The organism is Bacteroides celer (assembly GCF_002632415.2).
In the GTDB taxonomy this organism is placed as follows: Bacteria; Bacteroidota; Bacteroidia; order Bacteroidales; family Bacteroidaceae; genus Bacteroides.
In genome coordinates, this window is sequence record NZ_CP178209.1 from 639,748 (window position 1) to 653,723 (window position 13,976).

The window sequence follows — 13,976 nt, forward strand, 5'->3', positions numbered from 1 at the left end:
TTCAATTTAAGTAGAACGAAAATTAGTTAGACGATGTTTCGTCTTATATCTATACTCCCTCCACTAAAGCTTTTTTTCATGCTTTTATCTTTCAATCTTTCACCTTCTGCTGAAACTTCCTGTCTATGGTAGTTGTACGTTGGTGATAGATGTAAAATGATCTGTCACTGATCTGCCATCTTTCACCGTATCTCATTTTATTGCAAATTTATCCTCTGTATCGGCGCATCTCTTGAGTAGCGGTGCTATGCGGACGCCGGACGTTGACAACCGATTTTTGAAGAATATGTTTCAGAAGTGACTGCTGGCTCACTCGGTTCTGGTCAAATTCATCCATATTGATGAGTGCGAACCTATTTAGCGACAGTTCGGCATCCCGCTTATTGCTGAAATATGCCGTTATATCCGGTTAACTACATACCGTTGATTGTTTTTCCAAATATATAATCTTCTCTTTATTGGAATCTTCTTATGTACTATCTCTTGCATTGGCTATTAATAGAAAACTTCCTTTCTTTCCTATGCAAAGTTTCTTTCGTCTAATAGAGAAGTTACTTTTGGCTGTTTGTAATCTATAAATGAAAGCTTTGATTATATAAATGCAAGTTCTGTTATTATAAACGCAAGTTTCATTTATAAAAACAGAACTTGCATTTATAGTTTGAATCAGGTGAAGAATAAGTTGTCTATTAATGAAAAGGAAGTTTATATTTAATGAAACAGAACTTATCTATTAATAGTTCAGGAAAGAAATAGCTGTTCCTTTGAATGTGATAAGTGGTGAAAGATGAAAGATTGGGCGAGTAGCAAAGATTTATTCTTGTGTGCTTTGAAAGACATATATTCAAGGACTATTGTTGACAGGAATGGACAGGTCGCCTGATATGAGGAGTAATTCATAAATTTTATCGAAAAGAAGAGAAAAGAATAAAATAAACAAGGGGCGTCGTAACAACCTATCCATAAAAAGACTATATTTATTGCAGCGAGAGAGCACTTTAAGTAATGCTTAAGAGGAAAAACGAAAAGTAGTATATATACTATATATTTTCTATTATTAATTACTTAAACACATTTTTTATGGAAGCCAAGAAATCAAAAAAGGCTGCAATTGAGAATCAACGGGGTTCTTGGTTGTTGATGGGTTTGGTTGTTGCGCTAGCCTTCATGTTCGTTTCGTTCGAATGGACACAACATGATGTCAGAGTTGTAGCACTATCACCAGATGATGAATCCATCTTTGTAACAGAGCTAGTTCCGATCACATTCCCTGAAGAGAAACTGGAACCGCCTCCTCCTCCCGAAACTAAGGTAACAGAATTGTTCGAAATAGTGGAAAACAATATGGAGGTGACGGATAACGTTTCTACAGTGTCAGAGGATATGAATGCAGTTCATGACGTTATTTGGATACCACCAGTGGTAGAAACAGAAACGGTAGTTGAAGACATTATTCACGTAAGTGTTGAAGTTATGCCGGAGTTTCCTGGAGGTACAGCTGCTTTAATGAAATATTTAGGTAGCAATATCAAATATCCGACGATTTCGCAAGAAACTGGTTCACAGGGAAAAGTCATTGTTCAGTTTGTAGTAGATAGAGACGGAACGATTTCTAATCCTGAAGTGGTGCGAGGGGTTGATCCTTATTTGGATAAAGAAGCTATCCGCGTGATAAGTTCTATGCCGAAATGGACTCCCGGAGTGCAAAATGGTAAGAAAGTTCGAGTGAAATATACTGTGCCTGTGTCATTCAGACTGCAGTAGTAACTTGGAATAAATGAATAAGGGTTGGTTCCTGCAAAGAACCAACCCTTTTTCAATAAAAAAATATATCTTTGTCGGGAGAATAAAAATACGAATGATTGTTTTATGAATCTTCTACTCTGTATAAAAAGACCTTTTATCTGGCTTTCCCGCTTTCGTCATCGTTGCGGATATGGTGTCCATTCCCCATTTGCTTTCAGTCTCATTACCGATGTAATTTATGAGAAGATGCCTTACTATGCTTATTCTTCTTTGAAAGAAGAACAAAAAAAGATGGTAAGAGAGTGTGGGTGGACCAAAGGTTCTCAAAAGGTAAACCGTTTTTTGTTCCGGTTGGTAAATAGAGTGCAGCCTGATACGATTATTGAGGTTGGGCGTCCTTCCTCGACAGCCCTGTACTTACAGTCTGCTAAACCATCGGCTTCTTATCTCTTTGCTTCCGATTTGTCGGAACTGTTTCTGGATGCGGATACTTCAGTCGATTTTCTGTATCTGAACGATTACCAAAATCCGGACTTATTGGAAGACGTATTTCGGGTTTGCGTACACCGTACTACCCTTAAAAGTGTATTTGTAGTCCATGGTATCTGCTATTCCAAAGAGATGAAAGTGCTTTGGAAAAAGTGGCAGGCTGACGAAAGGGTCGGAATAACTTTCGACCTGTATGATGTCGGTTTGCTATTTTTTGATAAAACGAAGATAAAACAGCAGTATATCATCAACTTCTAAGAACCTTTGTACGTTTACCATCTATAATAGTAAAAAAGAAAGTTATGAAAAAGAGCCTTGTATATACAAAGACCGGAGACAAAGGAACTACCAGTCTTGTCGGCGGAAGTCGCGTTCCAAAGACTCATATCCGCCTGGAAGCTTACGGAACGGTGGATGAATTAAATTCTCACCTGGGATGGCTGCACACTTATCTGCAGGAGGAGTCCGACCGGGATTTTATCTTGAGTATTCAACATAAGTTATTCGCCATCGGTTCACACCTGGCCACCGACCAGGAGAAAACACAACTGAAACCCGCCAGTATCATTACCCCTGAACATGTGGAAAGTATTGAGCGGGAGATTGATAAGCTGGACGAGCAATTACCCGAACTTTGTGCTTTCATCATTCCCGGCGGAAGTCGTGGAGCAGCCGTTTGCCATGTTTGCCGCACGATTTGCCGGAGAGCTGAAAGACGCATTCTGGCTTTGTCCGAAACTTGTACAATTTCTCCCGAAGTATTAGCTTTTGTCAACAGATTATCAGATTATTTGTTTGTATTATCCCGAAAAATTAATTTTGATGAACAAAATAATGAAATATTTTGGGATAATAGTTGGAAATGATAGATTTTATTATACTTTTGCCGAAAAATAGAAAACGAGACAAATTTAGTATTCATTTTAAATACTCAAGATTATGTATTGGACATTGGAACTAGCATCAAAACTTGAAGATGCTCCCTGGCCGGCAACCAAGGATGAATTGATTGATTATGCCATGCGTTCGGGTGCTCCTCTTGAAGTTATTGAGAACCTCCAAGAGATGGAAGATGAGGGCGAAATCTATGAGAGTATCGAAGATATTTGGCCGGATTATCCTAGTAAGGAGGATTTCTTCTTTAATGAGGAAGAGTATTGATTAAAAAAGACCGAACATATAAGAATACCCGATAACCTTTGCAAGAAGGCTATCGGGTATTTTTTGTATAATAATGAGGCTGTTTTTTAGAATACAGGCATCTGCCAGATGAATCCTACGGAAATCCGGTTGGTACTGTAATTCTCCTGTCCCAGCACTTTGGCGCGGGAGGTGAAATCATACGAACGTCCTACATACGTCACAAAGAAATGCAGGTTGGTTTCCATCGGATAATATTCGATACCGGTCAAATATCCCCAGGAAGTACGGTAATTGCCTTTCTCTATTCCTTCGGATGCCTTGCTCACGGAAGCCGTCTCGTACATACCCTTCACAAAAACATTCCATTTCGGAAGAAAGCGGTAATTACATTTGGCAACAACCGAAAGATAGTTAGCATCAAAAGCGTTATGCCCGCCCGGACGGCCTACGATACTGGTAATAATACCTTTGCGGTCAATGTCCTCTTTTGAATACATGAAATCGACAAAAGCATTCCATTTGCCGAGATTCAATTCGTTACCTAAAGCATAATAATACATATTGTGACTTTTGGCCTCGTTCATGACAGAAGCCGACCAACGGGTCTTGAATACGTTATTGAAATTACCATTCCAGTTCAAAGTATAAACCAGCGGCATTTTGCCGGATTTCAGATCGGGAAGATTTCCTTCGGCATCTTCCGTGATTCCGTAAGTGCTGTCGAACGAACTGTTGCGGCTGTTCAGTATTTGCAGGTTAAGTTGCTGTTCGGGAGTAATGTTATAGCCTACATTCAGTCCGGTCATAAAGTTACTCATATAGTCGATCATATCGCTGTACTGATAGATGTCGATTGGGTTGAGGTCGAACTCGATACCACCGTATGCGGCACATTGCTTTCCTGCGAAGAGGCTGAACTGGTCATTCAGTTTGATACCAATTCCGGCATAGTCGATGGAAGTAGGCAGATTGTCAATCATACCGTTTGCATCGTTCGAGCGGTTGAGGCGTTGACGATAGCGGTAAGAAAGCCAGTTGTTGATATTTCCTTTGGCTTCGATACGGAGCTGGTGCATATTGAAGTCACCTTCCTGAAAACCATTTTGGAAATGAGCGTCAAAGCTCCCTTGCATATTCAGATAAAGATTGAACTTATCTGTTTTCTTTTTCACGTCTGTCAGTTCTTCAAACAGGGGAGTGTTCGGGTTGAATTTATCCTTCTTCTCCGTTTTTTGAGCATATACTCCCTGTATGCTGCCCGCGAGGAGCAACATAAATATCCATTTTTTCATAAGTAGGTCAGGCTTTTAGTATTCGTTAAAATATTGCTGAATTTGTTTCCAGTCAGTTGTTTTGGTTAGTGCAAGCATTAACAAAACGCGTGATTTCTGCGGATTCAGTTCTTGTGAAGCCACAAACTGATATTTGGCGTCGTCTACTTCTGCATCCAACGTGGTAGGACCTGTCGGGACACGGGAAGAACGGACTACAAGGATTCCTTTTTGACGGGCGTCTGTCAGTACCGGGAAGATATTCTGATGGATATTTCCATTTCCTACTCCTGCATGGATAATGCCTTTGTAGCCGTTGTTGAGCATCGGAGTGACCATATCTGCTTCAATGTTGGAATAGCTGTATACGATACCTACTTTAGGAAGTGCGTTCAGATGAGTAACATCGAAAACGGATTGGGTGGTATGTTTTTTTAGCGTCACCTGATTATAGAATACTTTTCCGTTTAACACATAACCTAGCGCGCCGGAGTTGGGAGCTTGGAAAGTTTGCACGTCGACCGTGTTCATTTTAACTGTACTCTGTGCTCCAAGGATCAGTCCGTTCATGGCAACCAGTACTCCTTTGTCTTTGGATTCTTTTGCGGCGGCGGTAACTACGGCGTTATAAAGATTCAACGGGCCGTCGGCACTTAGAGCAGTAGACGGACGCATGGCACCTACCAGTACCACCGGTTTATCACTTTTAACGGTCAGGTTCAAGAAGTAGGCAGTTTCTTCCATTGTATCGGTTCCGTGAGTAATCACGATGCCGTCAATGTCCGGGCGTTTCAATAGTTCATTTATTTTTTTGGCAAGTGTCAGCCAAACTTGGTCGTTCATGTCCTGCGAACCGATTTTGACAATCTGTTCTCCGGTCACGTTGGCGATCTCCTTAATTTCGGGTACAGCATCGAGCAGTGCGCCGATGGCAACTTGTCCTGCTGTGTAGCTGGTTCCGGTAGCTGAACTTCCTGTGCCTGCAATCGTTCCTCCGGTGGCAAGGATATGAATGTTCGGTTTTGCGGCAAATGCCATTGTTACAGAAAATAGTAGTGTGACTACTACCAGTCCAAAGCTTTTGAATTGTTTCATAACTGAATGATGTTTAGGTTAATAATATATGTATATTAAAATATTTGTATAAAGAGCAATCCCAGGGCAATGGCAACAATCGTCGATATCAGGCCGGGCATCATGAACGAATGATTCAACACGTATCTACCGATTTTTGTTGTCCCGGTACGGTCGAAATTAATGGCGGCCACTACGGTAGGATAATTCGGAATAAAGAAATATCCGTTTACTGCCGGGAATAGGGCGATCAGCATATAAGGCGAAATCCCCAACGCAATGCCCAGAGGCACGAGTGCCCGAACTGTGGCAGCCTGGCTGTATAATAGAATAGACATCACAAACAGTGCGACACCAAACAGCCACGGCATTTGTTGCACGATTCCTTCAATAGAAAGAGTCAGCTGTCCCATATTTCCCTGAAGGAAGGTATCTCCCATCCAGGCAATACCGAAGATGGCAATCACTGCCTGCATACCTGCCGGAAATACGGAACCTTGCGTTGCTTTGATTCCGTCAGTCTTGGTTACTAACAGGATGATGGCGGCAGCCGATAACATCACGATTTCGATGATGGAAGACATTCCCAATGTAACTATTTCCCCGTTGATCAGGAAACTGGGGCGCATTCCTTCAAAAGAACCGAAGAGTACGATAAATGCAGTTGCCAATATAAAGATAAGGACGGAAACCATAGCGGAACGTTTGTTCTTCACATCTTTAATCTCTATCTTTTTATTGTTGAATAATCCTTCTTTCAGACGTTTCTGATATTCGGGGTCTTCCACCAATTCTTTACCGACTTTCATAGAGAATAAAGCACCGACCAACACGCCGACAATGGTAGCGGGAATCGTAATCTTGAGAATGTCGAACAGAGTAATATCGAATCCGGCTAAGAGCCCGAGAAGTGCTACGGTAGCCGCGGAAATCGGACTGGCCGTAATGGCCTGTTGGGAAGCAATGACGGCAATACCCAGCGGACGTTCCGGACGGATTTTGGTTTCGGTGGCAACCTCCGCGATGACCGGCAACACAGAATAGGCAACGTGTCCCGTTCCGGCTACAAAAGTAAACAGGTAAGTCACCAGCGGGCTAAGCAAGGTGACGTGTGAAGGATTTTTACGAAGCAAATGTTCTGCCAGTTTCACCATATAGTCCAGTCCGCCGGCTGCTTGCATACAGGAGGCGGCCGAAATCACTGCGGCAATCATTAACATAACGTCGATAGGAGGTGAGGTGGGTTGTAAACCAAAAACGAACGTAAGTATAGCCAACCCAACTCCTCCCATCACGCCGAGACCGATACCTCCCAGGCGTGCGCCAATAATAATAGCTGTCAGAACAAATGCTAATTGTAATATCATAGAATGCTGTTTTAAGTTCCAAACAAAGATAAGTGATTTCTTTCTTTGTATTTTCTTTTTCTTGTATTAACAACAAAAAAGTTATTGAATAGTTTTTGCATATTTATTAAAACAATAACTAAACTCATTGGTTATTATAAGAACTAACGAAACTGTTATTATTATAAAACAACCGATATGGAACAAAATTTATCAAAAAAAACTCGTACGGAGAGTGACCTGATAGGTAGTCGTGAAGTGCCGGAAAGTGCACTGTACGGAGTACAGACACTCCGCGGTATCGAAAACTTTCGCATCAGCAAGTTTCATTTAAATGAGTACCCATTGTTTATTCAGGCATTGGCTATCACAAAGATGGGAGCTACCGTCGCCAATCGCGAACTGGACTTATTAACCGAAGAACAAACGGATGCTATCTTGAGAGCTTGTAAAGAAATACTTGAAGGAAAGCATCATGAACAGTTCCCCGTAGATATGATTCAGGGGGGAGCCGGTACTACCACGAACATGAATGCCAATGAAGTGATTGCCAACCGGGCCTTGGAACTGATGGGACATCAGCGTGGAGAGTATCAATACTGTTCGCCTAACGATCATGTCAACCGTTCACAATCTACCAACGATGCTTATCCTACAGCCATTCACATTGGACTGTATTATACTCATTTGAAATTGGTTAAGCATTTGGAGGTTCTGATCGAGTCTTTCCGGAAGAAAGCGAATGAGTTTGCACATGTCATCAAAATGGGGCGTACCCAATTGGAAGATGCCGTACCGATGACTCTTGGGCAAACCTTTAATGGCTTTGCAAGTATTTTGTCACATGAAATAAAGAACCTTGATTTTGCTGCACAGGATTTTCTGGCAGTCAATATGGGAGCAACAGCCATTGGAACAGGAATCACTGCCGAACCGGAATATGCGGAGAAGTGCATTGCCGCTTTGCGCAAGATTACGGGATTGGATATCAAACTAGCAGACGATTTGGTGGGAGCTACTTCGGACACTTCCTGCATGGTAGGTTATTCGGGAGTGATGAGGTGTATTGCTGTTAAAATGAATAAGATATGTAACGACTTGCGGTTGCTGGCTTCCGGTCCGCGTTGTGGATTGGGAGAAATCAATCTGCCGGCAATGCAGCCGGGCTCATCCATCATGCCCGGAAAAGTGAATCCGGTGATTCCTGAAGTGATGAACCAGGTGGCCTACAAGGTAATAGGAAATGACCTTTGTGTGGCCATGAGCGGTGAAGCAGCTCAAATGGAACTGAATGCAATGGAGCCGGTGATGGCACAATGCTGTTTCGAGTCCGCCGATTTACTGATGAATGGTTTCGACACTTTGCGCACCTTATGCATCGACGGCATTACGGCTAATGAAGAAAAATGCCGGAGAGATGTGCATAACAGCATTGGAGTAGTGACAGCCCTGAATCCGGTGATCGGATATAAGAACTCTACCAAAATAGCCAAAGAAGCATTGGAAACCGGGAAGGGAGTTTATGAACTTGTTTTGGAACATAACATTCTTTCCAAAGAAGACTTGGATACTATCTTAAAACCTGAAAATATGATAAAACCGGTGAAGTTGGACATTCACCCGAATCGTTGATTGATATATAGTAAGTGGAGATTGGTTTAAGATGAGAAATCGCCGGGCAGATCATTGATCTGTTCCGGCGATTTTTGATGATGTACTGCTTTTATTCGATATGGAAATAATTGCTAATCTTTTAGAATATCATATTGTCTCGTCCGGATTTAGGTTGACTGTTTTGACTTCTTAATCTTATAATAAGTAACCTGAGTTTTGGTTAACGGCAGTTTCAATTTGTTTCATACGCTTGAAACTCTTTATTTATAGGTTTGAAACACTTTGTTTCGTACGGTGAAACTATTGGTTTCACACCGAGAAACTTTTAGTTTCACTATATGAAACTAAAATTCGTACTATTGGACTGGAACTTTCGTATGGAGAAACCTGTTGCATGGTGAGGGTAAAAAGTTACCCTCACCATGCCCTTACCTTTACTCCCACACCTGTAATGCCGATGAATAAAGGGATTGAACCAATGGGTGAGAGTGTGAGAGTAAAAACTGCTATAACTTTTATTTGTGAGAGATATTTCAGTAATCAAGAATGAGAAGTAGAGTCGTCTTTTGTCAGATTCATTTTAATACATAACTTCCAGTATTTATTTCCATATTTCGACTGCGTTTCAAAAAAAACATATATCTTTGCCGTACGCTTTCAGCCCATCAGCGTGATGGAACAGGCAGGAAGCGGTTTTTATTTCCTATATGGAGTAAAAGCGTATTATCTCTCGATTTCAGAAATAGCTAATTCAAACAGAGGGAGATGATACGGTAGATACTCCACGTGAACGGATGTATATCAACATATTCGTAAGAGATGTGTTATATATAAACGATTGACGTGGGTGTCTGCTGTCATCATTGTTCTCTGGAGGGTGTAGCTAGCCTTGAAATCGGATAATGGTACAGCAGCATCTACGTCTTTCTTGTATTCGGCCAGTAATAAATTGCCCCAATTTTAACCTAGCCAATCGGCAGACTGCAAAAAAGCGTGGATGCCCGTTGTACTAATATACATGAATAAAATATTATTCATCCCTTATTTGTATCACACATGAAAAACAAACGCTATGGCACAATGGATTAGTATAGAAGAGGCAGCCGCAAAGTACGGATTCGAGACAGAATATATCTGGGTCTTGATAGAGATGCGAGAAATCACTGTGGACTACGAAAGGCCGGGCATCGACATCATCAGTGATGACAGTGTTCAGGAGTTTATGAGTCGAAATGAAAGAGGGGCTACTTTGATGTATATCGAAAAACTGGAACGATATTGCATAGATAAATCAAAACTTTGTTCAATATACCTATCACTTTTAGGCAAACAGGACAAAGAAATCACAAGATATAAAGCAGCCGGAATCCTCTATGATACCTTACAAATCAAATGGCTGAAACAATGCGACCGATTGCGGAAGTTGGAAAAAGAACTCGTCTTGGGGCAGACTACTTGCTGTACCTGTTGGCTGAAAAGAATCTGTATGAAAATCAGGAAGTAAAATCGGATTATCTTTTTTCTACTCGTAGTATGTTACTGAATAACCGGGACCAGGAACATCAACAACCGGTGAAACTACTGTATGGATCATTGCAATTATACAAAAAATAGCAGGTACTATTATTTTTTTTGTAACTTCATAAAATATTTCTTCATCTCGATTGTCTATAAGAGTAGAGGGCTCTTTTAACTAATAAGAATGATGAATTAAAAAAATGAAGTATAATGGCAACAAAAAGTTTTAATAGAAGATTTCATGGAAGATGTGGCGGTAAGTTTTCTTTTTTCAGAAATCCATTTGTGTTTGTAATTCTTTGGCTAGTTGTAGCTGCGGGAATAGGAGCAATAGTCATGTTATTGTGGAATTGGCTGATGCCCGTGATTTTTGGTCTGCCTGCACTTAGTCTGTGGCAGGCATTGGGCTTGCTCGTCCTGATGCGTATTCTTTTCGGAAGTTTCGGTTTTGGCCGTAGAGGAGGGAGGCCCGGAGGAGGGATACCTGGAATGCCCGGAAGAGGAATGAATCCGGTTCGTGAGAAATGGATGAAGATGACTCCGGAACAACGCAAGGAGTTTATTAATAAAAGGAAGAAAATGGGATTCGGTCCCTGGGGTAGAGACGACTTCTTTAACAGGGGTGACTTCGGGATGGATAAAGACTTCGAGATGGATGAAAATGTAGACTCTTCGAAAAAAGATGAATAAGCAAAAAGGGCACGAAGGCGATGTGGAGCGGCTGATCGAAGAACATCAGCCGCAACTGAAAGCCTTTATCCACCGGAGGGTTTCCAGTAAGGAAGATGCGGAAGATATTCTACAGGATGTATTTTATCAGTTGGTAAAAGCGGTCAGCAACACTTTGAATCCGATTGAGCAGGTGACGTTGTGGCTTTACAGAGTGACACGAAACACGATTATCAATAAGGGAAAAAAGAAAAGTGAAGAAGAATGGCCTGTTTCTGCCTACGCAGAGGAAGAAAGCGTCTTGAGTGAATTTTCGGAAGTGTTGTTTGCCAATGATGATCTGGCTCCTTCGCCTGAAACGGAATATATGCGTTCGCTGGTATGGCAGGAGTTGGAAGCAGCTCTTGGTGAATTGCCTGCCGAACAGCGGACGGTTTTCGAACTGATGGAGCTGGAAGGACTTTCTGTAAAAGAGGTAGCCGAAGCGACCGGTGCTTCTGCAAATACGGTGCTTTCGCGCAAACATTATGCCGTCAAGCATTTGCGTAAACGACTGGAAGGACTGTATAACGATATTCTTACTTACTGATGATTTCTATTAACTAATTACTTTCTCTTTCCTATCTGCCGTCCGGCGGATAGTTTGGAAAACTCCTGTCTATGCAAATAGTTATATCAATCTCCCTTGCGGGATATTGGTAAGGGGGATTCTATGCCCTACCGGGTACTTACTAATCACTTACATAAACGAAAAGAAAAAATGAAAACAAACTATATTTTACTGTTTGCGCTGATGTTGATGGTGTCTTTAAAATCTTCTGCACAGATATTTAGCGGCCGGGTTATTGGTGAAAATCAGCTTCCTGTGGAGTATGCCACGGTTGCACTATTGTCCGTGCCGGATTCTGCACTTGTGGGCGGAACTGTGACGGATAGCAAAGGTGTGTTTAAAATAACGGCACAGGATGCCGGACCTTATTTGTTGTCCGTGTCTTTTGTGGGTTATAAGAAGTGTGTTCAGAGGGTTACGTCCTCTGTGGAGGAAAATATCACGCTGATTCCTGATGATTTGATGTTGGATGAAGTGGTGATTACGCAGCGTCTTCCCCAGTTTCGGTTGGATAATGGAGGATTGACTACGAAAGTGGAGAATACAATATTAAGTAAGGCAGGTACTGCCATGAACGTAGTAGGGCTTTTGCCGGGAGTGCTAAAGAAGCAGGATGGCACGTTGGAAGTGTTGGGAAAAGGCGTTCCGCTTATCTATATCAATAACAGGAAAGTCCGCAACTTGGACGAACTCGACCGTTTGAACTCTGAAAATATCAAGCAGGTTGAACTGATAACCAATCCCGGAGCGGAATATGGAGCATCGGTAGGAGCTGTCTTGAAATTGAAAACAACCGGGAATAAAAACGATGGCTTTGGAGTGGGAGTGCGCTCGGTAGTGGATTATGCGCATAAGGTAGGAAACAACGATCAGATCAATATGGAATATCACCGGAAGGGACTGGATGTGTTCGGAGCTTTCCAATATCGTCTGGAGCATCTCAAGGAAACGGGAGAATCGGTACAAGATACGTATGTGGATGCTTCGTGGCAGCAGAAAGCTCAAACAACGGATTTAGGAAGAAATATCAGTTATTTCAGTCAGATAGGATTTAATTATGAAATAAATGAAAAACACTCTCTGGGCGCTACTTATGAATTGACTTCTGCCCCACGCAATAAAATGAACAATGACAACCGGACGGAGGTCTATGACGGGCAAGCATTATACGATGTGTGGAATACGTATACCTTTGCGATTGAGAAAGAATATCCCAGCCATCATTCCAATGTATATTATCATGGAGAGGTGAATAGTCTGGAAATGGATTTGAATGTAGATGTATTGGCTGGCAAGAATAAGGAAGAGGAGCATATTAGCGAATTGAGCCGCAATTATGATGATTTCTACATAACAACTCTTAGCAGAACCGATAATAAGTTGTATGCCGAAAAGTTAGTTTTGTCTTATCCGCTGGCAGGTGGAAGAATTTCCGGAGGCAGTGAATATAGTTATACGCATCGCACCAGCGACTTTTCGGGGTTCGGTGATGAAATAGAGGGAACCAGTGATAAAATCAGAGAGAAGAATCTGGCTTTTTTTCTTGATTGTGTTTATCGTTTGGGTGGTGTAAATGCTTCGGCAGGACTTCGTTATGAAGATGTGTATTATGATTTCTATGAAAACAGTCTTTATCAGTCGGATGAGAGCAAACACTATCGCAATCTGTTTCCGTCCCTGTCACTGGAAGGGGCGATGGGGCAGGTGCAGTGGGCATTGGGGTATCATATTCAGGTTGCCCGCCCTCATTATGAACAGTTGAAAAATGCCATTCATTACGGGAACCGGTTTACCTATCTGGGAGGAGCTCCCAATTTGCAACCTACCTATATTCATGCGGCAGAGATGAGGGCTATCTATCGGGATCTGCAACTCTCCGTCGGCTACAATCGGTATAATGATGATATCCTGTTTTCTATCGAACAGATCACTTCCGATCCGAAAATCTCTCTTATTAAGTTTCGCAATGTCGACCATCGGGATGAAATGACTGCTTCTCTGGTCTTTGCTCCAAGTATCGGATGCTGGAAACCGGAGTGGACGGCTTCCCTCAACTCTCAATGGTTCAAAATCGGTTATCTGAATGAAATGAAGAATATGAACGGAACGACATTCGGGGTCCGGTGGAATAATTCATTTCAATTGCCTGCCGGATATATATTTCGCTTGAATGGTGAATATACAGGCAAGGGAGTGTATCAGAACTGTTATACAAGGCCCGTTAGTTGCTTGAGCACAAGTATCTATAAATCGTTTTTCAACGGACGTGTGGATTGCTTGCTGGAGGGGAACGACTTGTTTCATTCGATGAGGGATGCTAATACTCAATATGATGATCGGGTTAAAATGTTCCGGGAGACAAAACGGAATACGCAGGAAGTGAAACTGACTGTTCACTATAAGTTTAATTTGCAGAAAAGTAAATATAAAGGTACAGGAGCAGGATTGGGTGAACAACAACGACTTTGAGCGAACAAAAAACCAATAATTTGTGTT

The 13,976-nt window shown here is 41.9% G+C and carries 12 protein-coding genes; 9 read left to right on the plus strand and 3 right to left on the minus strand.

The window, feature by feature from the left end; genetic code table 11:
* Window positions 1-1,080: 1,080 nt before the first annotated feature.
* From CJF29_RS02030 to CJF29_RS02045, 4 genes are all read left to right on the plus strand, one after another.
* A complete protein-coding gene (locus tag CJF29_RS02030; RefSeq protein ID WP_099145737.1) occupies window positions 1,081-1,764 on the plus strand; it encodes an energy transducer TonB in 684 nt (227 codons plus the stop codon).
* A gap of 105 nt (window positions 1,765-1,869) precedes the next feature.
* Window positions 1,870-2,493 carry a hypothetical protein gene (locus CJF29_RS02035; RefSeq protein WP_099145738.1) on the plus strand — a complete coding sequence of 208 codons (624 nt, stop codon included), beginning with the start codon at window positions 1,870-1,872 and terminating at the stop codon, window positions 2,491-2,493.
* A 44-nt stretch (window positions 2,494-2,537) separates the two neighbouring features.
* Complete coding sequence (locus CJF29_RS02040) at window positions 2,538-3,101, plus strand: cob(I)yrinic acid a,c-diamide adenosyltransferase (protein ID WP_004313274.1); 564 nt, start codon at window positions 2,538-2,540, stop codon at window positions 3,099-3,101.
* A 73-nt stretch (window positions 3,102-3,174) separates the two neighbouring features.
* On the plus strand, window positions 3,175-3,396 hold the full coding sequence (locus CJF29_RS02045; RefSeq protein WP_002558131.1) for a DUF2795 domain-containing protein: 222 nt from the start codon (window positions 3,175-3,177) through the stop codon (window positions 3,394-3,396).
* An 86-nt stretch (window positions 3,397-3,482) separates the two neighbouring features.
* On the opposite strand, the gene CJF29_RS02050 is transcribed toward CJF29_RS02045, so the two are convergent.
* The 3 genes from CJF29_RS02050 to CJF29_RS02060 are packed head-to-tail and all read right to left on the minus strand — an operon-like array spanning window position 3,483 to window position 7,090.
* Window positions 3,483-4,670 carry a porin gene (locus tag CJF29_RS02050; RefSeq protein WP_008023077.1) on the minus strand — a complete coding sequence of 396 codons (1,188 nt, stop codon included), beginning with the start codon at window positions 4,668-4,670 and terminating at the stop codon, window positions 3,483-3,485.
* A 15-nt stretch (window positions 4,671-4,685) separates the two neighbouring features.
* On the minus strand, window positions 4,686-5,744 hold the full coding sequence (ansB, locus tag CJF29_RS02055; protein ID WP_099145739.1) for an L-asparaginase 2: 1,059 nt from the start codon (window positions 5,742-5,744) through the stop codon (window positions 4,686-4,688).
* Between the two features lie 35 nt (window positions 5,745-5,779).
* Window positions 5,780-7,090 carry an anaerobic C4-dicarboxylate transporter family protein gene (locus CJF29_RS02060; protein ID WP_099145740.1) on the minus strand — a complete coding sequence of 437 codons (1,311 nt, stop codon included), beginning with the start codon at window positions 7,088-7,090 and terminating at the stop codon, window positions 5,780-5,782.
* A 177-nt stretch (window positions 7,091-7,267) separates the two neighbouring features.
* On the opposite strand from CJF29_RS02060, the gene CJF29_RS02065 reads away from it, so the two are divergent.
* From CJF29_RS02065 to CJF29_RS02085, 5 genes are all read left to right on the plus strand, one after another.
* Window positions 7,268-8,701 carry an aspartate ammonia-lyase gene (locus CJF29_RS02065; protein WP_099145741.1) on the plus strand — a complete coding sequence of 478 codons (1,434 nt, stop codon included), beginning with the start codon at window positions 7,268-7,270 and terminating at the stop codon, window positions 8,699-8,701.
* A 1,054-nt stretch (window positions 8,702-9,755) separates the two neighbouring features.
* A complete protein-coding gene (locus CJF29_RS02070; protein ID WP_004296383.1) occupies window positions 9,756-10,187 on the plus strand; it encodes a hypothetical protein in 432 nt (143 codons plus the stop codon).
* A gap of 224 nt (window positions 10,188-10,411) precedes the next feature.
* Window positions 10,412-10,891, plus strand: coding sequence for a hypothetical protein (locus tag CJF29_RS02075; protein WP_074560034.1), 480 nt, complete (start codon window positions 10,412-10,414; stop codon window positions 10,889-10,891).
* On the plus strand, window positions 10,884-11,459 hold the full coding sequence (locus CJF29_RS02080; protein WP_099145742.1) for an RNA polymerase sigma factor: 576 nt from the start codon (window positions 10,884-10,886) through the stop codon (window positions 11,457-11,459). The genes CJF29_RS02075 and CJF29_RS02080 overlap by 8 nt, the downstream gene beginning before the upstream one ends.
* 171 nt (window positions 11,460-11,630) lie before the next feature.
* Entirely contained in the window at window positions 11,631-13,949 is a 2,319-nt protein-coding gene (locus tag CJF29_RS02085) for an outer membrane beta-barrel protein (protein WP_255299302.1), read from the plus strand.
* Window positions 13,950-13,976 lie beyond the last annotated feature (27 nt).